The sequence below is a fragment of the Shimia aestuarii genome (genome assembly GCF_900114635.1).
Classification (GTDB): domain Bacteria; phylum Pseudomonadota; class Alphaproteobacteria; order Rhodobacterales; family Rhodobacteraceae; genus Shimia; species Shimia aestuarii.
Map to the genome: position 1 here is coordinate 180,915 of NZ_FOTQ01000002.1, position 21,126 is coordinate 202,040.

The 21,126-nt window shown below is 61.8% G+C and carries 18 protein-coding genes; 8 read left to right on the forward strand and 10 right to left on the reverse strand.

Going from position 1 to position 21,126, the window contains the following annotated elements:
* Positions 1-8: 8 nt before the first annotated feature.
* Positions 9-1,643 (reverse strand): SulP family inorganic anion transporter, encoded by a 1,635-nt coding sequence (locus BMZ35_RS08595; protein ID WP_093092993.1) that lies wholly within the window; start codon positions 1,641-1,643, stop codon positions 9-11.
* A gap of 203 nt (positions 1,644-1,846) precedes the next feature.
* Between BMZ35_RS08595 and BMZ35_RS08600 the strand changes: the two genes are divergently transcribed.
* The 3 genes from BMZ35_RS08600 (at position 1,847) to BMZ35_RS08610 (ending at position 4,191) form a co-directional block, all read left to right on the forward strand.
* A complete protein-coding gene (locus tag BMZ35_RS08600; RefSeq protein ID WP_093092995.1) occupies positions 1,847-2,419 on the forward strand; it encodes an invasion associated locus B family protein in 573 nt (190 codons plus the stop codon).
* 246 nt (positions 2,420-2,665) lie between these two features.
* The gene (locus BMZ35_RS08605; protein ID WP_093092997.1) at positions 2,666-3,544 is read left to right on the forward strand and encodes an S-methyl-5'-thioadenosine phosphorylase; all 879 of its coding nucleotides are present in this window, start codon (positions 2,666-2,668) and stop codon (positions 3,542-3,544) included.
* A gap of 17 nt (positions 3,545-3,561) precedes the next feature.
* A complete protein-coding gene (locus tag BMZ35_RS08610) occupies positions 3,562-4,191 on the forward strand; it encodes a LysE family translocator (RefSeq protein WP_093092999.1) in 630 nt (209 codons plus the stop codon).
* On the opposite strand, the gene BMZ35_RS20885 is transcribed toward BMZ35_RS08610, so the two are convergent.
* Positions 4,188-4,361, reverse strand: coding sequence for a hypothetical protein (locus BMZ35_RS20885; RefSeq protein WP_165610032.1), 174 nt, complete (start codon positions 4,359-4,361; stop codon positions 4,188-4,190). The genes BMZ35_RS08610 and BMZ35_RS20885 overlap by 4 nt on opposite strands.
* Before the next feature lie 334 nt (positions 4,362-4,695).
* On the opposite strand from BMZ35_RS20885, the gene BMZ35_RS08620 reads away from it, so the two are divergent.
* Positions 4,696-5,235, forward strand: a complete 540-nt coding sequence (locus tag BMZ35_RS08620; RefSeq protein ID WP_093093337.1) for an adenine phosphoribosyltransferase — start codon at positions 4,696-4,698, stop codon at positions 5,233-5,235.
* A 54-nt stretch (positions 5,236-5,289) separates the two neighbouring features.
* On the opposite strand, the gene BMZ35_RS08625 is transcribed toward BMZ35_RS08620, so the two are convergent.
* The 7 genes from BMZ35_RS08625 to BMZ35_RS08655 all read right to left on the reverse strand — a co-directional run bounded on the left by BMZ35_RS08625 (position 5,290) and on the right by BMZ35_RS08655 (position 14,596).
* Positions 5,290-6,702, reverse strand: a complete 1,413-nt coding sequence (locus BMZ35_RS08625; protein ID WP_093093003.1) for an FAD-binding oxidoreductase — start codon at positions 6,700-6,702, stop codon at positions 5,290-5,292.
* A 33-nt stretch (positions 6,703-6,735) separates the two neighbouring features.
* Entirely contained in the window at positions 6,736-7,545 is an 810-nt protein-coding gene (locus BMZ35_RS08630) for an MBL fold metallo-hydrolase (RefSeq protein ID WP_093093005.1), read from the reverse strand.
* 225 nt (positions 7,546-7,770) lie between these two features.
* The gene (locus BMZ35_RS08635) at positions 7,771-8,934 is read right to left on the reverse strand and encodes a M20 aminoacylase family protein (RefSeq protein WP_093093007.1); all 1,164 of its coding nucleotides are present in this window, start codon (positions 8,932-8,934) and stop codon (positions 7,771-7,773) included.
* A 26-nt stretch (positions 8,935-8,960) separates the two neighbouring features.
* Positions 8,961-10,133, reverse strand: coding sequence for a M20 aminoacylase family protein (locus BMZ35_RS08640; RefSeq protein ID WP_093093009.1), 1,173 nt, complete (start codon positions 10,131-10,133; stop codon positions 8,961-8,963).
* A gap of 30 nt (positions 10,134-10,163) precedes the next feature.
* On the reverse strand, positions 10,164-11,510 hold the full coding sequence (locus BMZ35_RS08645) for an NAD(P)/FAD-dependent oxidoreductase (RefSeq protein WP_093093011.1): 1,347 nt from the start codon (positions 11,508-11,510) through the stop codon (positions 10,164-10,166).
* 3 nt (positions 11,511-11,513) lie between these two features.
* Positions 11,514-12,680: an acetylornithine deacetylase gene (argE, locus tag BMZ35_RS08650; RefSeq protein ID WP_093093013.1), complete on the reverse strand. Its 1,167-nt coding sequence runs from the start codon at positions 12,678-12,680 to the stop codon at positions 11,514-11,516.
* A gap of 95 nt (positions 12,681-12,775) precedes the next feature.
* The gene (locus BMZ35_RS08655) at positions 12,776-14,596 is read right to left on the reverse strand and encodes an ABC transporter ATP-binding protein (protein WP_093093015.1); all 1,821 of its coding nucleotides are present in this window, start codon (positions 14,594-14,596) and stop codon (positions 12,776-12,778) included.
* 301 nt (positions 14,597-14,897) lie between these two features.
* On the opposite strand from BMZ35_RS08655, the gene BMZ35_RS08660 reads away from it, so the two are divergent.
* The 4 genes from BMZ35_RS08660 (at position 14,898) to BMZ35_RS08675 (ending at position 19,886) form a co-directional block, all read left to right on the forward strand.
* On the forward strand, positions 14,898-16,598 hold the full coding sequence (locus BMZ35_RS08660) for a peptide ABC transporter substrate-binding protein (RefSeq protein WP_093093339.1): 1,701 nt from the start codon (positions 14,898-14,900) through the stop codon (positions 16,596-16,598).
* A 111-nt stretch (positions 16,599-16,709) separates the two neighbouring features.
* Positions 16,710-17,717, forward strand: coding sequence for an ABC transporter permease (locus BMZ35_RS08665; protein WP_093093017.1), 1,008 nt, complete (start codon positions 16,710-16,712; stop codon positions 17,715-17,717).
* The gene (locus tag BMZ35_RS08670) at positions 17,710-18,621 is read left to right on the forward strand and encodes an ABC transporter permease (protein WP_093093019.1); all 912 of its coding nucleotides are present in this window, start codon (positions 17,710-17,712) and stop codon (positions 18,619-18,621) included. Before BMZ35_RS08665 ends, BMZ35_RS08670 begins: the two co-directional genes overlap by 8 nt.
* A gap of 203 nt (positions 18,622-18,824) precedes the next feature.
* The gene (locus BMZ35_RS08675; RefSeq protein WP_093093021.1) at positions 18,825-19,886 is read left to right on the forward strand and encodes a YeeE/YedE family protein; all 1,062 of its coding nucleotides are present in this window, start codon (positions 18,825-18,827) and stop codon (positions 19,884-19,886) included.
* Here BMZ35_RS08675 and BMZ35_RS08680 read toward each other — a convergent pair.
* A complete protein-coding gene (locus BMZ35_RS08680) occupies positions 19,822-21,102 on the reverse strand; it encodes a DUF3422 family protein (RefSeq protein ID WP_093093023.1) in 1,281 nt (426 codons plus the stop codon). The genes BMZ35_RS08675 and BMZ35_RS08680 overlap by 65 nt on opposite strands.
* Positions 21,103-21,126: the final 24 nt, after the last annotated feature.

Genomic DNA, 21,126 nt, shown 5'->3' on the forward strand with positions numbered 1-21,126 from the left:
CGAAGCTATCAGTGCCCGCCCAAAATACCGGTGCGCACCGAATAGTCGACAGCCACCTCGTATTCGGGGTCATCATCACTGTCGATCATCAAGTGTCCGGCCCGGCTCAGCAACTGGTGACAGTCGCGGCTCAGATGGCGCAGCGCCACCGCCTTGCCCGCCGCCTCATACTTGGCCGCAACCGCCTCGATCGCCTGCAAGGCCGACTGGTCCACAACCCGGCTGCGCTGGAAATCGATGATCACGTGGTCGGGATCATGCGCTACGTCAAACAGTTCGACAAACCCGTCTGACGAGCCAAAGAACAGCGGCCCTTCGATCTCATAGACCTTGGCCCCCGGATCGCTTGCGCTCTCGCGGGTGATGGCGTGAATGCGGCGCGCGTTCTGCCAGCTATAGGCCAGCGCCGACACGATCACACCGACCACAACAGCAACGGCAAGGTCTTCCATCACTGTCACCACCGTCACCAGAACGATCACGAAGGCATCCATCAAGGGCACCTTGCGCATGATCTTGAAAGAGTTCCACGCAAATGTGCCGATCACCACCATGAACATCACACCGACCAGCGCGGCCAGCGGGATCTGCTCGATGAGCGGGCTTGCCGCCACGATGAACAACAACAGGAACAGCGCCGCCGCGATCCCGGCAATCCGCGTACGCCCGCCGGATTTCACGTTGATCATCGACTGACCGATCATTGCACAACCGCCCATACCGCCAAAGAAACCAGTGGTCACATTTGCCACCCCTTGCGCGATACATTCTTGCGAGGCACCGCCGCGTTTATTGGTCATTTCCCCCACAAGGTTCAGCGTCAGCAGGCTCTCGATCAACCCAATCGCTGCCAGAATGACCGCATAAGGCAGGATGATATAGAAGGTCTCAAGATTGAGTGGCACCGCCGGAATATGGAACTGCGGCAGCCCCCCTTCGATCGACGCCATATCGCCCACACGCGGCACATCCAGCCCAAAGGCAATCACCACAAAAGCCGTGATCGCAATCCCCGCCAGCGGCGCCGGGATCACCTTGGTCACTTTCGGCAGCCCCCAGACGATCAGCATCGTCAGGCCCACCAGCGCCAGCATCGTATAAAGCTGCATCCCCGAGAGCCATTCGCCCCCAGACATGCCATGCCCGTCACTCACCATGGAGCCCGGCACTTTGAACTGGCTCATCTGAGCCAGGAAAATCACGATCGCCAGCCCGTTCACAAAGCCCAGCATCACCGGATGCGGCACCAGCCGGATGAACTTGCCCCAATGCATCGCCCCGGCGATGACCTGCAAAATGCCCATCAGAACCACGGTCGCAAAAAGGTATTCGACCCCGTGCTCGGCCACCAGCGCGACCATCACCACGGCCAACGCCCCGGTCGCCCCCGAAATCATGCCGGGTCGCCCGCCGATCACCGCCGTGATCAGACCCACAAGGAAGGCCGCATAAAGCCCCACCAGCGGGTGCACCCCGGCGACAAAGGCAAAAGCCACCGCTTCCGGCACCAGCGCCAGCGCCACGGTCAGCCCCGAAAGCACCTCGGTGCGGATCCGACCAATGGTGAACCCCTCGTCCTGCATGATCGAAAGGTTGGGGGGAGAAATGTTTTTGGCCAGCATGGCCAGAGCCGCGCGTCGCATAGGCATCCTGTCTGATTGGGAGTGTTCGCTTGCGCCCGTCCCTAACGGGTCTGCTGCAGTTCCACAATAGTAGTGGCACGACTTGAACGCGCCGATGCGCCAAATCCACAGCATTTGCTCACGAAACCGTCGACGAATGTGACTGGACCCGCCTGTGCCTGCCTTGCAAGCTGGCCAGAGGCTCCCAAGCAAAGGCCCCTCTCATGCGCTGGCTTCTGTCCTTCCTGCTAATTCCGTTTCTGCTTGCGACATCCCCGCTCGCAGCGCAGGATCAACAGGGAAATGACACGCCCGGCGACTGGATCGTGACCCACTTTTCCACGTTCGGTCTCTGGAGCAGCATTTGCGACGAGCGGATCGAAGACGGCACCCTGAACCAGCGCTGCTACATCCGCTGGGTGGACGTGTTTTCTCCTCGCCCCCACTTTGCCGCCCAGTTCCTGTTCATCACACCCGAAACCGACGGGCCAAGCGTGGCGTTTGGTATTGAACCGGGCACCTTCTTTGCCCCCGACGGATTCCGCATCACCAACACGCCGGATGACGTCCTCTGGTCCACCACGCGCGGTGGCTGTCTGACCGGGCTAAGCTGCGTCTTTTCCGGCCCGGAGGCCGAACCGCTCCTTTCTGCCATGCAAATGGGCACGGCCTTCCGCTTTACCTTCACCGACCGGCACGGCAGGGCGCAGGATCTGACATGGCCGCTCATCGGATTTGATGCCGCGTTTTCCGACTTCGAAACCCAGTCTCGCAGCCGAAACTTGCCATCGCGTTAACGCGCGGCTTGGAAATCGCGGTTATTCGAGAACTTCACACGGACCACCGACGCGATACCGACACGATACCGACGTGAAACCGAACGCCGTTTTCTTATGAAAAACAGGAGTTTCGCGCCCATTTCTCCGACAACGCACCGCCCAACCGCACCCCGCTTTCATCTTTCCTTCACCCCTGCCAAGCTGGTTGCATTTCCCCCGCCACCGGCTCAACAATGCGCTGACCAAAAAAGAGAAGGCACCCCAATGAGTGACACCATGATTGCCGTGATCGGCGGTTCGGGCATTTACGAGATCGACGGGCTGGAAAATGCCGCGTGGCAAAGCGTCGAAACCCCTTGGGGGGCGCCCTCTGACCAGATCCTGACCGGCACGCTGGGTGGCGTCAAAATGGCCTTCCTGCCCCGCCACGGGCGCGGCCATGTGCACACACCGACCTCGGTGCCCTACCGCGCCAATATCGACGCACTGAAACGCCTTGGCGTGACCGACGTGATCTCGGTTTCCGCGGTCGGGTCGTTCCGCGAAGAAATGGCGCCCGGAGATTTTGTCGTTGTAGATCAGTTTATTGACCGCACCTTTGCCCGCGAGAAATCCTTCTTCGGCCCCGGCCTCGTCGCCCATGTCAGCGTCGCCCACCCGACCTGCCCGCGCCTGTCCGAGGCGTGTTTCACCGCCGCCACTAACGCCGGGATCACCGTGCACAAGGGTGGCACCTACCTTGCCATGGAAGGTCCGCAATTCTCGACGCTGGCTGAATCCAAAATGTACCGTGAACATTGGGGCGCGGACGTGATCGGCATGACCAACATGCCCGAGGCCAAACTCGCCCGCGAAGCCGAGCTCTGCTATGCCTCGGTGGCCATGGTCACGGATTACGACAGCTGGCATCCCGATCACGGCGAAGTGGACGTGGCCGAGATCATCGCCACCCTGACCGGCAACGCCCAGAAGGGCCGCGATCTCGTTGCACGCCTGCCTGCCTTGCTTGGCGCCTCGCGCGCGCCCTGCCCGCATGGCTGCGACCGCGCGCTGGAATTCGCCATCCTGACCGCCCCCGACGCACGCGACCCGGCCATGATCGCCAAGCTTGATGCCGTTGCGGGACGCGTTCTAACCCCCTAACCGAAAAGCTTTTTCCCATGTCCTTTGATCTCTGGCTCACCTTTGTCGCCGCCTCAACCGCGCTTCTTCTGATCCCCGGCCCCACCATTCTTCTGGTCCTGTCCTACGCGCTCAGCCAGGGGCGACAGGTGGCCGTGGCCACAGCCGCCGGGGTCGCGCTTGGCGACTTTGTCGCCATGACAACCTCCCTGTTGGGTCTGGGCGCGCTCGTGCTGGCATCGGCCACGGCGTTTACGGTTTTGAAATGGGTTGGTGCTATCTATCTCGTCTGGCTCGGGTTCAAGATGTTGAAAAGCGCGCGCCATGCGGAACTGGGCGATCTGATGTCGTCACGCGCCCTGCCCGCGCGCGGCGTCTTTACCCATGCCGCCGCCGTCACCGCGCTCAATCCCAAGAGCATCGGGTTCTTCATCGCCTTCGTGCCGCAGTTTCTTGACCCGACCCGCGCCCTGTTGCCGCAATTCGCCATCCTGATTGCCACCTTCGTAACCCTCGCCGCGCTCAACGCACTGGCCTACGCGCTCTTGGCCGACCGCCTGCGCGCCCGCATCGAGCGCCCCGCGGTGATCCGCTGGCTGACCCGCGCCGGGGGCATCACATTGGTCGGAATGGGCATTCTGACGGCAACACTGAGGCGCGCGGCCTAATCGCTCTGATGTTCCTTCATGAAGCGCCGGATGAACCCCCGGATTTCCCGGGCCGCGCTCGTGTCCAGATCCTTGCAGAGTTCGACAAAGTCATCGCGCTCCTGCTTATCCAGTCGCAAAACCAATTGGCTGTCCTTTCTGGACTTCCCTTTTCCGTCTTTCTTTCCCACTCGCGCCCCATGCCCCCGGGCACCCGACAAGGGCGCCTTGACGTTTTATTAATGCAACGTATATACATTACCTATACAACAGCTACACAAACATATCCGAGGCAGTTCGGGAAAGGAATGGCAAAATGAACCTGATCGCGGCAAAAACAATCCTCGTGAATGACCGGATGGACTGGCACAAACCCCATTGCAGCTGGTTCGGGCAGCGCATGTATCGGTCGCTGCGCCGTCGCTGGGACTGACCGCCCAAAATGCGACCACCCGCCCCTTGAATTGCGCCGCCGCATCAGCCAAACCATGGCCCGATGCCACAACCGCGCAAAAGGGGGCTATGATGGCCAAGAAAACCGAGGTCAAAGACTATATCCGCACCATCGTGGACTTCCCGCATGAAGGGATTCTGTTTCGCGACGTGACCACGCTTTTTGCGGATCCACGCGGTTTTCGCATGGCCATCGACCAGATGCTGCACCCCTATGCCGGCCAGCGGATCGACAAGGTGATCGGGCTCGAGGCGCGCGGTTTCATCCTTGGCGGCGCCATCGCCCACCAGCTCAGCGTCGGCTTTGTCCCCGTGCGCAAAAAGGGCAAGCTGCCCGGCACCACGATCTCCGAAGAATACAAGCTCGAATATGGCGAAGCGATCATGGAAATCCATGACGACGCCATTCAGCCCGGCGAAAAGATCCTTCTGGTCGATGACCTGCTGGCCACAGGCGGAACGGCCGAGGCCGGGATCAAGCTGGTCGAACGTCTGGGCGGAGAGATCATCGGCTGCGTCTTCATCGTTGACCTGCCTGAACTGGGCGGGCGAAAACGGCTCGAGGACATGGGCATGGATGTCACCGTCTTGTGTGAGTTCGAAGGTCTCTGAGGGGCGTAGCCCGTCGCAGCGAGACCGCTAATCCATTGGGATACCCCGGAAAGATCAACCCGGCGCCAGCACCGCGCCGGGGTTCATGATGCCCTGCGGGTCCAACGCCTGTTTGATCGCGCGCATCGCCTTCAGCTTCGCCGGATCACCATACCGCTCCAGGTCTTCCACCTTGAGCCGCCCCACACCATGTTCCGCACTGAACGACCCGCCCAAAGCCATGACGAGATCATGCACCCGGCGTGACACGTCATGGCGCAGGTCATCGTATTCCGAACGATCATGCCCGTCTTGGGGAAAAACGTTGAAATGCAGATTGCCATCGCCCAGATGGCCAAAACAGTTCACCCGAAATGGCCCCAGCGCCCGCACAGCCCCGGTCGCCTCTTCGATGAACCCCGCAAGCGCGCCCAGCGGCAGGGAAATGTCGTGGCTGGCCACGGACCCAACGATCTTGTTCGCTTCCGGGATCGCTTCGCGCAAACGCCAGAACGCCGCGCGTTGCTGATCGCTCTGGGCAATGACGCCATCGCTGACCAATCCCGCCTCCAAGCCCGCAGCGAAAACCGTTTCCAGCGCATTGTCGGCCCCGCGTGACAGGCCAAGTTCCACAAGTACCATCCATTCGGGGGCCGGGGAAATCGGCTGACGCGTATCGGGCAGGTGTTCCGCAACAAACTCCAGCCCCTGCCGGTGGATCAGCTCAAAGGCCGAGACCCCTTCTCCGGCCTCGGCCCGCGCCAGCGCCAGCAACTCGAGCGCTGCTGATGGATCCCTGACCACCATCAGCGCCGTCCCCACCGAGGCCGGGCGCGCAAAAAGCTTGAGCGCCGCCGCCGTGATCACCCCAAGTGTCCCTTCGGCGCCAATCAAAAGGTTGCGCAGATCATAACCGGTGTTGTCCTTGCGCAGCCGCGTCAGCCCGTTCCAGATCTCGCCATTGGGCAGCACCGCTTCCAGCCCAAGGCACAGGTCACGCGCATTGCCATAGCGCAGCACGTTCACGCCGCCGGCATTGGTCGACAAGTTGCCCCCGATCCGCGCCGACCCTTCCGAGCCAAGCGACAATGGGAAAAGCCGGTCTTCTGCTTCCGCCGCGCTCTGGAGATCGGCGAGGATCACACCCGCCTCCGCGACGATCACATTCTCCAGCGGATGGACCGCGCGCACCCGGTTCATCCGCTCCAGCGACAGCACAAGTGGCCGCGCCGTGCCGGGCATCACCTGCCCGCCGACAAGCCCCGTGCCGCCCCCATAAGGCACAACCCCAACCCGCGCGCGCCCGCAGGCCCGCAGGATCGTGGCCACCTCTTCGACTGTTCTGGGCAGGGCCAACACCCCGCCATCCCCGCGAAACCGCCCGCGCGGCTCTTCAAGGAAACGCGCCTCGACCGGGCGCAGGGTCTGTGGCGGCAACTCGGCGGCAAGCACCGTGACAAAAGCATCTGAAACAGGATCAAGCGTCATGCCCCAAGGTCTAAGCGGCCTTGCGCCGCCCGTCTAGGGCTCGCGCAAATAGCGCGGTTGCAGCACCAGTATCGTCGGACGCCGCGGCAAGGACCGCAGACTCAGCTCGACGCTGTTGTCGCCCCGGTTGACCACCTCATACGCATCCGACATCCCCGCCAGAAAACCGGAAAGCGTATAATCTCCGAACCAATGCATCGGGATCACCACCTGCGCCTTCAGGCGCCGCAGAACCCGCATCATGGATGGCACATCCAGCGTCATGCCCCCATCCACCGCCGCCATCACCACGTCCATACGACCGAGCGCAGCATATTGCGCGGCATTGGGCTCGTGATGCAGATGCCCCAGATGTCCGATACACAGCCCCGCCACCTCGAACACGAAAATCGAATTGCCGTTTTCCTCGATCCCACCAAAGGCGCGGATGTCGGTCGACACATTGCGCACCAGCATCGACCCGAGGTCGAGGTAATGCGTGATCCCCTCACCGAAATCCCCCCAACCCTGAAGAACATGCGGAATTGCCGGATCAGGGTAAGGCGTCCAATGGGTGTCATGGGCATGGTTCATCGTCACCACGTCGGGCGTGAAATCCACGTTGCCGATGAAGCCGGTGAAATCCGTCACTGCCGACACGCCCTCGTGGCTCTGGATCAGAAAGGACGCATGCGCGATATAGCTGATCCGCACCGAATGCTCTTCCAAAGGCGCACGAAAGGACGCCTTTTGCACGTAGTCAAACCCGCCACGTTCCGCCAGAGCGATACAATGACTGGGCCGTCGCGCCTCGGCCTGCGCACTGCCCGCGATCAACAAACCTGCCAAAACCCAACGCCACATCGCCGCCTCCCCGTTTGCACATGCACGGAGAGGCTACACGAATTTGCGCGTTTCGCGGGTCACGAAAATATCAGCCCCACTCCGTACCCACTCTTTCATTTTCCAGAAATACCCTGGGGGGTGAGCGCCGTCTTGGGAACGGTCCAGTGGACCGTTTCAGGCGTGAACGGGCGGAGCCCAGGCCAAAAGGGACGACGGGGGCAACGCCCCCGCCTCCCTCAAATCTCAGGCCGCCGGCATCCGCTTTTCCACGATCTCCGCCCACCAGCTGCATCCGGCCGGAATCGCCTCGTCGTTGAAGTTGTATTCCGGGTGATGCACCATCGCCGTGTCCCCGTTGCCCACCAGGATATAGGCGCCGGGACGTTCCTCCAGCATGAAGGCGAAATCCTCGCCCCCCATGACCAGCGGCGCGTCATCACATTGCCCGCTGATCGACTTGGCGACCTCGGCGGCGAATTCGGTCTGTTCTTCGCTGTTCACCATCACCGGATAGCCGCGGTGATACTTGATATCCGCAGTTCCGCCGAAGGTCGCGCCAATCCCGGTGCAGATTTCCTTGATCCGCTTTTCCGCAAGATCGCGCATGGTATTGGACATGGTTCGGACCGTGCCCTTCAGATGCACGGTCTGGGGGATCACGTTGAACGCCTTAGACGAGGTTTCAAACGACGTGACCGAGACCACGATCTGATCCACAGGGTCCGCGTTGCGGCTGGTGATCGTCTGAAGCGCCAGCACCGCCTGCGCCGCCATCACCGTTGTATCCACGGTCTCATGCGGTTTCGCGGCATGGCCACCCTTGCCTTCGAACACGATATCGAACTGGTCCGTGGCGGCAAAAAACGCGCCCGGGCGAATGGCAAAGGATCCGGTCGGTTTGCCCGGCCAGTTGTGCATGCCATAGACTTCCTGGATGCCCCAGCGCTCCATCATGCCGTCATCGCACATTTCCTTGCCGCCGCCGCCGCCTTCTTCGGCGGGCTGAAAGATCACCACCACGGTGCCGTCGAAATTGCGCGTCTCCGACAGGTACTTGGCCGCCCCCAAAAGCATCGCCGTATGTCCGTCATGGCCGCAGGCATGCATCGCGCCGTCGGTCTTCGAGGCATAACCCAGCCCGGTTGCCTCGTGGATCGGCAGCGCATCCATGTCGGCCCGCAGGCCAATTACCTTGCCCGACCCGGTCGCCTTGCCCTTGATCACACCGACCACGCCAGTGCGGCCAATCCCGGTCACGACCTCGTCACACCCAAACGCCTCAAGCTTTTCGGCCACGATGGCACTGGTGCGATGGGTTTCAAACAGGATCTCGGGATGTTCATGGAAATCCCGGCGCCATTCGGTGATCTCGGCCTGCAACTCGGCAAATCTGTTCTTTACGGGCATCTTGTCTCGCTCCTTGTTGGTTTTGTTCAGCCCAGCGCCATGCGGCGCTCGACCAGTTCCGCGAACCAGCTACACCCAACCGGAATCGCGTCATCGTCAAATTGATACTCTGGATGGTGGCACATCATCGTGTCGCCATTCCCGAGAAAGATATAGGCTCCCGGACGCTCTTCAAGCATGAACGAGAAATCCTCGGCGGGCATGATCGGGTCGACATCGTCGATCACGTTGCTCTCACCGACCACCGCCCGCGCTGCCTCTACGGCAAAGCCGGTTTCCACCTCGTGATTGACCGTCGGCGGATAGCCATCCTCCCAGGTCATCTCAACGGTTGCTCCAAACGCTGCCGCTGTTCCCTCGGCCACCTCGCGGATACGCTGTTTCGCCAATGCCCGGTTTTCCGCATCCAACGTGCGCACCGTACCCTTCATCCGCACCGTATGGGCAATCACGTTCGATGCGACACTGTCGGTCTCGAACGTGCCCACCGTCACCACGACCCGGTGGATCGGGTTGACAGTGCGCGCGACAATGGATTGCAAAGACACGACAATCTGCGCCGCCACCAGCGTTGTATCCACGGCCTCATGCGGGGCTGCTGCATGGCCGCCCTTCCCTGTGACCGTGATCTCAAACTCATCCGCAGACGCCAGCAATGCACCGGGACGAATGGCAAACTGTCCAACCGGCAGGCCCGGCGAATTGTGCAGACCATAGACTTCCTGAATGCCCCATCGGTCCATCAACCCATCGTCGCACATCGCCTTGCCTCCGGCGCCGCCCTCTTCGGCCGGCTGGAAGATCAGCACAGCGGTGCCGTCAAAGTTCCGGGTCTCCGCAAGGTACTTGGCCGCCCCCAAAAGGATCGCAGTGTGCCCGTCATGACCACAGGCATGCATCTTGCCATCCACCTTTGACGCATAGTCCAGCCCTGTCGCCTCATGGATCGGCAAGGCATCCATATCCGCGCGCAGCCCGATCACGCGCCCCTTGGTGTCCTGCCGTCCCTTGATCACAGCCACGACCCCGATCTGGCCGATCCCCGGCGTGATCTCGTCCACACCGATCTCCCTGAGACGCGCTTCGACAAACGCGGCCGTCTCGGGCAGGTCATACATCAGCTCCGGGGTTTCATGCAGGTGCCTGCGCCACCCGGTGACTTCCTCGTGCATTTCTGCAAAACTATTCTTCGTCGGCATGTCTCTCCCCTTTGCTTTTCGCAAATCCCATCATAAATCCGGGCCCAATTCCAAACGTGACCCGTCACTGAACCGCGACAGGCGGAAACGGTTGAGATCATGCCCCACATCGCCCCCGCTCACCATATCCGCCATCACCCGGCCAAAGCCCGGCCCAATCCCGAACCCGTGCCCACACATGCCGGTACAGATGCTCAGCCCTTCCACGGGCGCGCGGTCCACCACCGGCACGATGTCAGGCATGGAATCGATCATCCCCGCCCAGCTCGCGGCGAGCTTCACCTCGCCCAGCGCGGGCAGAAGCGCCTGCAATGCGGCGCGCATCTCTTCGATCTTGGCCGTGTTCGGCATGGGATCAAGAATGCGCATCCGCTCAAACGGAGTTTCTTCTGAACCGCCCCAACGCCTTTTTGTCGCCCAACCGTCGGGATAGCCCTCGTCGGGCGCGGCCAGCTTGTAAGTACGGGCAAACGGCGCCCGACGCAGTTGCGGGATATAGCTGCGCACGTGCCGGAATGCGTCCTGACCAAGGAAGAACTCATGGAACCCCGACGCCGCGATCGTGTACCCGCCGTCCTGACGCCGCCGGAACGCAAGGTGTGCGCCCACCGCGCCGCCGTCATGCACATCCGGCAAGGGTACGGTTGCCGCGACGCTGGCCCGCACCGACAATTGCGGCATGGAAATGCCTTCGTTCTTCAGGAACAGCGCCGACCATGCGCCCCCCGCCACGATCACCTCGGGCGCGCGGATCAATCCCTGTTCCGTGACCACGCCGCTGACCCGACCGCCCACGCGCTCCAGAACCCGCGCCGCACAGTTTTCCACGATCACGGCGCCGTGCCGCACCGCTGCCCGTGCCAGCGCGGGCACCGCCACCCACGGCTCGGCCTTCATGTCGGACGGCGTGTGCAACGCCGCCGGATAGCTTTCTGTCATACCGGGGATCAGCGCATCCAGTTCTCGCGAAGACAGCAGCTTGCTGTCCACCCCCATCGGCACGGCTTCCTCAAGCCACTCCTCATACCGCGCGGTCTCGGCCTCGCCGCTGGAAAAATAGGTCAGCCCGCAGGTCCTGAGGCCGATATCCTCGTCCAGATCGGCCTCGATCTCTTTCCAAAGCCGGTTGGCCTCGATCATGATCGGCAACTCGGCCAGATCCCGTCCCTGTTGGCGAATCCAGCCCCAGTTGCGCGCCGATTGCTCGCCCGCGATGCGCCCCTTTTCAAGTAAGACGGGGCGCAGCCCCTTCCTGGCGAGGAAATAGGCGGCACTCACCCCAATGACACCACCGCCAATGATCACCACGTCCGCTTCCGCCGGAATCGGCCCCCGGTGCGCGACAGGGCTGTTCAGAGAAATCGGGAACCCACCCATGCCTCAGCCTTTCAGCATATCCAGCAATTTCCGCATGAACCCCTGCCCGGCTTCAAACTGGGCCACGCTCAGGAATTCGTCCGGCTGATGCGCCTGCGCGATGTCACCGGGACCACAGATCACCGCCGAATAGCCCGCGTTCTGGAAATGCCCTGCCTCCGTGCCATAGCTCACCACGCGCGGCGCATTATCTCCGGTCAGGCGGCGCACGATCGCCTCGGCCTCACCCGCGTCTTCCGGCACCAGACCCGGCACCCCGAAATACTCGGTCATCTCGATGTATGCGCTTGGCGCCACGGCCTGCATCTCGGCCTCGATCTCAGCCGCCTTTGCCCGCGCCCGCGCCTTCCAGTCTTCCGAGGATTCCCCCGGCACAAAGCGGAAATCCAATCCGAACCGACAATCCAGCGCCGTGATGTTATGTGCCGTGCCGCCCATGATCGTGCCCACATGCACCGTGGTCCAGGGCGGTTCGAACACCGCATCCACAGGTCCGGGCACCTTGGCCCGGTTTTCTACGTTCATCGCATTGGCCCACTCGATCAGCTTGGCCCCGTACATGATCGCATTGACCCCGGTATGCATGATCGAGCTGTGCACCTCAAAGCCACGCACATGCACGTGAAACCCCGTACCGCCCTTGTGCCCTGTGACCGCGCCCATCATCGACGGCTCACCCACGATCACCGCGCTCCCCTTGGGCAGCACCTTGCCCATACTCTCGATCAAAGGCGGCGCGCCTGTACAGCCGATTTCCTCGTCATAACTCAGCGCCAACTGCAACGGCCGGCTGACACCCGCGTAATGCGCCTCGACCATCGCCCAGATGGCCAGCGCATCGAACCCCTTCATGTCGCAAGTGCCCCGGCCAAACAGTTTGCCGTCTTTTTCAACCACCTCGAACGGGTCCGTGCTCCAGGGTTGCCCTTCGACCGGCACCACATCGGTATGCCCCGACAGCACGACCGCCCCCTCCACAACCGGTCCCACATGGGCAAACACCGCCGCCTTGTCGGGAGCCGTTTCATGCGGGTGACGATGCGTGGCAATGCCGTGACTGCCCAGATAATCTTCGACCCAGTCGATCAACGGCAGATTGGTATCCTTGGATACCGTAGGGAACGCCACCAGCGTCTCCAGAATCGCACGGGGGGACAGGCGCTCTGTCATCACAGGCCTTCTTTCTTCGATCATGTGAACTCAGCCCGGTCACAGTGCCGGGAATTACTTAACGGTGCAAGCACCCCATTCGGGGTGCGTGCATCTCAGTAGCCGCTGTCCGTGATCAGAACCCTGTGGCCCGGTGCGACCTCTTTATAGATCGAAGGCTCCGGCTCATATCCCACCGGATGAATGGGCGACGGGATCGGCTTGAAATTAAGGTCTTTTTCCGATTTTCGCTGGTTCGGATCGGCAATCGGAACCGCCTTCATCAGCGCCTGCGTATAGGGGTGCTGCGGGTTTTCAAACACCGCCCGGCGCGGACCGATCTCGACGATCCGCCCAAGGTACATCACACCAACATCATGGCTCACCCGCTCCACCACGGCCATGTCGTGACTGATGAACAGGTAAGAGATTTCAAGCTCGGCCTGCAACTCCATCATCAGGTTCAGAACCTGCGCCTGAACCGATACGTCCAGCGCCGACACCGCCTCGTCCGCAACGATCAGCTTGGGGTTCAACGCAAGAGCGCGGGCAATCGCGATCCGCTGACGCTGCCCGCCTGAAAGTTCATGCGGATAGCGGTTCATGAAACTGCGCGGCAGCTCCACCCGGTCAAACAACATCGCCACGCGATCCATCATCGCGGACCCTTTATGGGTGCCGTAATTGCGCATCGGCTCGGCCACTTGATCCGACAGCTTCATCTGCGGATTGAGCGAGGCAAAGGGGTCCTGGAAAATCATCTGCATGTCCTGACGGACCTTGTGCAGTTCGCGGGAATTGAGCGCAATGACATCCTTGTCATCGAACTGCACATGTCCCGATTCCGGCTCGACAAGCCGCAGGATCGACCGCCCCGCCGTCGACTTGCCGCATCCAGACTCTCCCACCAGAGACAGCGTGCGCCCCTTGTTCACGGTGAAAGAAACATCCTCGACCGCGTGCACCTTGGCCACCGTGCGACGCAGCAGCCCGCCCTGCACCGGGAAGCGCGTCACAAGGTTCTTCACCTCGAGAATCGGCTCATCGGTGCCGGGAATCGGATCTGTCGAATGGGTCGTATCGCCAAAAAGCTTCATCGGGCGCGGCAGGTCGGTTCCCGACATGTCGCCCAGCTTGGGCACAGCCGCCAAAAGCGCCTTGGTGTAATCATGGGTCGGGTTTTCGAAAATCTCCTGAACCGTGCCCTCTTCGACCTTGTTGCCCCGGAACATGACCACCACGCGGTCCGCCATCTGCGCCACCACCGCCATGTCATGGGTGATGAACATCACCGCCGTACCGGTTTCCCGCTTCAGGCGGTCCATCAGGGCAAGAATTTCGGCCTGAATGGTCACGTCCAGCGCCGTGGTGGGTTCATCCGCGATCAACAGACGCGGTTCACAGGCCATCGCCATGGCGATCACCACCCGCTGACGCATCCCGCCCGACAATTCATGCGGATACTGGTGCAGACGCCGTTCGGGCTCGGGAATGCGGACCTGACGCAGCAACTCCAGCGCGCGCGCCTCGGCATCCGCCTTGGACATTTTCTTGTGCAGCCGCAGCCCTTCGGTCAGCTGGCGACCCACCGTAAACACGGGGTTGAGCGCGGTCATCGGCTCCTGAAAGATCATTCCGATCTCGTTTCCGCGAATCGTGCGCATCAGATCCTGGTCGGTTTTGGCGAGGTCCGCCGCGCCCGCGTCGCGCCGGTTAAACACCAGCCGCCCCCCTGCGATTTCACCGCCGCCGAACTCGACAAGACGCATCAACGAGAGGCTTGAAACCGATTTGCCCGATCCGGATTCACCAACAATACAGACGGTTTCGCCCGGAAACACCTTGAACGAAACATCCTCGACGCCGACGACCGGCCCGTCCTTGGTCTGGAATTCGACCCTCAGGTTCTCGATCGAGGCAATGGCATTGTCCAGCATTACGATTTCGCTCCCCGCGTATGTTTTTCTGGTATCCCCAAATCCCGACGCTACAGACAGCTCCGCCGGAAAGTCAAACCCGTGCTTCCGATTTGATCAGATCGCGCCACGTCACCCCAAAAGGAACGCTTGCAATTTCCGGATGACTGGTCTGTGATGTCACGCAGTCGAGAGGGGAAACGGCGACAAGCTGCCAGAACGCAGGCACAGACCGGCGGGTCTTCTCTTTATGACAATCAAAAACCGGGTGCAGCCAATGTGCCCGACCAAGCACAGAAATGTGCCCAACAAGGAGTGTATGATGAAAGCAAAGACACTTATGCTCGGCGCTGCAGCCGCATTTGTGATGGCCCCGGCGGCCATGGCAGAGCGCGGCTCGGACGGCCACGTAAATATCATTTACTGGCAAGCGCCGTCGATCCTGAACCCGTTCCTGTCGAGCGGCACCAAGGATATCGAATCCGCCTCGCTGGTGATCGAACCGCTCGGTCGCTATGACCCCAACGGCAACCTCGTGCCCTACCTGGCCCAGGAAATTCCGACCGTCGCCAATGGCGGCGTGTCCGAGGATCTCAAGTCGATCACTTGGAAGCTAAAAGAGGGCCTGCTCTGGTCCGACGGCACCGCAGTGACCTCGGCTGACGTGAAATTCACCGCCGAATACTGCATGCACCCCGAAGGCGGCTGTGCGCAGCTGGCCAAGTTCGACGGCGTCGACAATGTCGAAATCATCGACGACCTGACCGTCAAGGTGAACTTCACCGAACCCAAGCCGAACCCCTATGGCCCCTTCATGGGTGGCCAGTCGCCAATTCTCCAGATGGCTCAGTTCAAGGACTGCATGGGCGCCAAGGCACCCGAGTGTACCGAAGCCAATTTTGGTCCCATCGGCACCGGGCCGTTTGTCGTGGACGAGTTCAAGACCAACGACGTGATCTCGCTGTCGGCCAACCCGAACTACCGTGACCCGGCAAAACCGGCCTTTGCCACCGTGACCTTCAAAGGCGGCGGCGATGCAACCGCAGCCGGTCGTGCGGTTCTGGAAACCGGCGAATTCGACTATGCGTGGAACCTCCAGCTGGCCCCCGATGTTCTTGCCAAGATGGCAGAAGGCGGCAAAGGCAAGCCGATCGCAGCCTTCGGGTCGCTGGTCGAGCGTCTGGAAATGAACATGACGGACCCGTCGCCGGATCTCGATGCGGACACCCGCTCGACCCGCAAGGCACCGCACCCGTTCCTGTCGGACATCAACGTGCGCAAGGCCCTGTCCATGGCGATCGATCGCAACCTGCTGGTGGAAATCGGCTACGGTCAGGCCGGTCGGCCGACCTGTAACCTGGTTCCCGGCCCGGCGGTTTACGCCTCTGACAACACCGACTGTCTGACCCAGGACATCGCCGGTGCCAACGCGCTTCTGGACGAAGCCGGCTGGGTCAAGGGTGCCGATGGTGTCCGCGCCAAGGATGGCGTGCGCCTGTCGATCCTCTACCAGACCTCGACCAACGCCGTGCGTCAGGACTTCCAGGCCCTGATCAAGCAGTGGTGGAGCGAGATCGGTGTTGAAACCGAACTGCGCAACCTGAACGCCTCGGTGTTCTTCGGTGGCGATCCCGGTTCGCCCGACACCTTCCAGAAGTTCTATGCCGACGTGGAAATGTATGCCAACAACTTCGATGGCACCGATCCGCAGGCCTACCTGTCGATGTACCGTTGCGGCAACGAGCCTCAGCCGTCGAACCAGTGGAACGGCGAAAACATCAACCGGTTCTGTGACCCCGAGTACGACAAGCTGATTGACGAACTGGGCCGCACCTCGGATCTTGAAAAGCGCTATGCGCTGGCCAAGAAGATGAACGAGATGCTGACCAAGGAAAGCTACGTGGTTGTGCCACTGGTCGACCGTGGCCGCGTCTCGGCGCATTCCAACAGCCTGGGCGGTGTTGTTCTCAACACCTGGGACTCCGAACTGTGGAACGCTGCCGACTGGCATCGCGTGAAATAAATCAACACGGGGCGGGCGTCATGCCCGCCCCATTTCTATCCGGTGCCCGGCAGGCAGGTCGCTGTCCGGCATGAAAATCAACAATAAGACTGACGCATAAAGGCGCCGCACATGCTGACCTTCACCATCCGCCGTCTGATCCTTGCGATCCCGACGCTTTTATTCATCAGCCTCGTCATCTTCCTCTTGCTCGAGCTTGCTCCGGGTGACCCGATGGCACAGGTCCCGCTCACCGTGCCCCCCGAGGTCAAGGAAAAGATGCGCCTCGCCCTTGGTTTGGGCGAACCCGGCTATATCCGCTTCTGGAAATGGCTGGTTCAGTTCTTCTGGATCGAACCCCAGGTTCTTATCGACCACTATTTCGGAACCACCTTCTCCGAGGGCAAACTCCGGGTCATCAGCTGGCAGCACCGCGCGCCCGTCATGGACGTGGTGGTTCAGCGCCTGCCCCAGACGCTCTGGGTTGTCGGCATGTCCTATGTCGTCGGCGTTCTGATCGCCCTGCCCATCGGCATCTACTCGGCCTATCGCCAGTATTCGATGTTCGATCAGGCCGGGACATTCATCACCATGATCGGCTATTCGATCCCGCCCTTCTTCACCGGGCCGCTGGTGATCGTGATCTTCTCGGTGCAACTGGGCTGGTTCCCCTTCATCTATGACACCACCCATGTGGTCAACGACTGGGACAGCTTCATCTACCAGCTTCGCCAGATGATCATGCCGGTGATGGTGCTTGCCCTGCAGACCACCGCCCAGATCAGCCGCTACATGCGCGCCTCGATGCTGGACAACCTGAACCAGGATTACGTCCGCACCGCCCGTGCAAAGGGCCTGTCGGAACGAGTCGTGGTGCTGGTACACGTGCTCAGGAATTCGATGATCCCGGTTGTCACCGTGATCGCGCTTGGCCTTCCGGCTATCTTCGGCGGCGCCATCATCACCGAACAGGTGTTTTCCGTGAACGGCATCGGCGCCCAGCTGATCGGCGCCATCCAGGCCAACGACCTGCCTACGGTACAGACCCTGACCTTCATGTTTGCCTTCCTCATCGTCTTCTTCAACCTGATTGCAGACGTGCTTTATGGCATTCTTGACCCGAGGATCCGCTATGACTGACATGAGCAACATGGAACCGACCAAGCCGGAACGCAGCCAATGGGTCGACGTCTGGGACCAGTTCAAGCATCACAAGGGCGCGCTTCTAGGCGGGATCATCTTTATCGTGATCGTCGTCGGCGTCTTCCTTGGCCCACTGGTCTGGCCCTATGACGCCCAGTTCATCGACATCCGCGCCCGCAACCAGGGCCCAAGCTGGGCGCATCCCTTTGGCACCGACCAGCTGGGCCGCGACACGCTCGCCCGGATGATGGCCGGGGGCCAAACCTCGATCGCCGTCGGCCTCACCGCCATGCTGCTGGCCCTCGGACTGGGCAGCCTTGTGGGGATCACTGCCGGGTTCTTCAAACGGCTCGACGGGCCGCTGATGCGCATCACGGACCTGTTCCTTGCCCTGCCGATCCTGCCGCTGCTGCTGGTGATGATGCTGCTCTTCCGCGAACCGCTCTCGGGCGCCGTTGGCCCGGAACGCGGCATCTTCATCCTGATCGTGGTCGCCATTGGTGTGACAAGCTGGATGCCCACCGCACGGATCGTGCGCGGCGATGTGCTGGCCCTCAAGGAGCGCGAGTTCATCCTCGCCGCCCGCTCCATCGGCACCTCCAACACCAACATGATCAAGCGCCACATCCTGCCCAACGTGCTCTCGCCGATCATGGTGTCGGCCACGCTTGGCATTGCAAACGCGATCATCACGGAATCGGCGCTGTCCTTCCTTGGCCTCGGCTTCCCGCCGGACTTCCCCACATGGGGGCGCCTGCTGAACGACGCGACACAATACCTGCAGGACTACCCTGAGCGGGTGTTCTGGCCCGGTCTGGCGATTTCGCTGACCGTGCTCAGCGTGAACTACCTTGGCGACGGCCTGCGCGACGCGCTCGACCCGCGCATCCGGGGACGCTGAATAAGGACAAACCCACATCAAATCGTGAAAAGGCCGGATCAAACGATCCGGCCTTTTTCATATACGTGAATTTTTTCCCGCCCGCAGCAGGGCAGCGGAACATTATTCTACCTCCGACATCATATTCACATGATCACATGCTTGAAACCGTGCATTTTTCCCGCCAATTGGGAAAAAATTCTCATACGCGCGGAGAGTTTCTCATGTTCGAGTCCCTTGGTTTCGAAAACTGGACCGCCCCACAGGTGGTTGTTCTTTTTGCCCTCGCTCTTGGCATCGCATTTGGCGCTTTTGCCGAACGCTCGGCCTTCTGCTTTCGCCGCGCGCTTGTGGGCGAAGACCGCCGCGCCGCGCTTGGCGTCTGGCTGACCGCACTGGCCATCGCTCTTCTGGGCACCCAAGCCGCTGTCGCGCTTGACTGGATCACCTTCGCCGATCACCGCCTCATGAACAGCGATCTGCCAATACTCGCCATCCTCGTCGGCGGCCTGCTCTTTGGCATCGGCATGGTGCTGGCCCGTGGCTGTGCCTCGCGCCTCACCGTGCTGTCGGGCACCGGCAACCTGCGCGCGCTTCTGGTGATGCTGGTCTTTGCCCTCACCGCCCATGCCACGCTCAAGGGCGTACTGGCCCCGCTGCGCACCTCACTTGGCGCGTTTACCCTTCCCCTTGAAAACACCGCCCTGCCCGGCAACGCCCTGCTCTGGACCGCGCTCATCGCCGTCGCTGCCCTGACCTTCGCCCTGCGCAGCGGCAATGGCCGGAAACCCCTTGCCCTCGCCGCGCTGATTGGCGCGCTGGTCCCACTGGGCTGGGTCGGTACCGGCCTCGTGCTCTATGACGATTTCGACCCCATCGCGATGGAGAGCCTCTCCTTCACCGCCCCCGCCGCCGACACGTTGTTCTTTACCATTGCCTCCACGGCGATCTCCGCCAGCTTCGGCACCGGCCTGATCGGCGGTGTTCTCCTCGGCAGCTTCGCCGCCGCGCTCCTCTTTGGCAGCTTCAAATGGCAAAGCTTCGACAGCCCCGCCCAGACCGGCCGCTACCTGCTTGGCGGTGCGCTCATGGGTCTCGGTGGCGTGCTTGCAGGCGGGTGCACCGTCGGCGCCGGCCTCTCAGGCCTGCCCACGCTTTCTATCGCCGCCCTGCTCGCCGTGCTGGCCATGGCAACAGGCGCACTGGCCACCCACCGCCTGCTCAATGCACGTGCGACCGTATCCGGCGCACCATCAGCCACACCGCAAACACAACCGGCAGAGTGACCCCGGCGGTCAGCAATCCCTTGCTGATCCCAAGCATCCCGGCCAGCGGATACAGCAGGTATGCCGCCAACGACACCGCGTAGTAGCTGATTGCCACCACCGACAGGCCCTCGACGGTTTCCTGCAGGCGCAACTGCAGATCCGCGCGCCGGTCCATGCTTTCCAGCAAAGCCTGGTTCTGGGCCGAACGGGCCACGTCCACCTTGGTGCGCAGCAACTCGCCCGCCCGCATCGCCCGCTCCGCCAGGGCCTCAAGCCGCCCCTTGGTCGAGGCCACCGTGCGCATCGCCGGATCATAGCGACGCATCATGAACTCGCCAAAGGTCTGCCGCCCCTCGAACCGCACTTCGCGCAACACCTCGATCCGCTGGTTCACGATCGCCTCGTAGGCCTCTGTCGCCCCAAAGCGGAACGCATTCTTGGCCAACATGTTCTCTGCCTCTGCCGAGGTCTGCAGCAATTCGTCCAGCACCTCTTCGGCGGGGGTATCCCCCCCGGCGATCTCCGACATCATCCGGCTCAGCCGGCCCTCGATCTCGGCTATCTGCCCGCCCATCTGGCGCACCCGCTCATAGCCGAGCATCGACATCGCCTTGTAGGTCTCGATTTCGCACAATCGCTGCACAACCCGCCCGACCCGGCGCGCGCCCGTGCCCGGAGACACCAGGGCGGCCATACGCATATGCCCCGCCGGATTGATGCGGAAATCGGTTGCCACCACCACATCACCATCCAGCACTTCCGAGACAGCAAGACTCTCGGGCACGAACCACGACTTCAGGCTCTCCCGCAGAACCTCCGGCTCCGGGCGCTTCTCCACCCGGATCAACGCCGAGGTAATCCGTCCCCCCGGCGCCCGCGCCAGCCAATCCTCGGGAAACACTTCAAACTCGGCCGGATCAAACGGCCGCACCGACAGGCCGTTCGTGAACACCGTGTAGGTGACAAACTCGGCGTGCTGCTCCCACTTGAGATAATGCCGCCCGATCTCCCCGGAATAATGCGTGGCGCCGGGGCGCGGATGCGCCGCGCCATGCCGGTCCAGCAGTTCCAGCAAATGCGCAAGATCCCCGGAGCGATCCCGCGACACGGCATTCTCCACCGCCTTGATCGCCAGGAACACGGCCGTTGAAGGCACTTCCAGCGACGGGAACGGGCGCGCGTGCAGCTCATTGGCCAGCTGATAGCGCAAAGGATGATCTTCAATCGGGGGCATCGCGGGTCTCCAAAACTGCCCGCA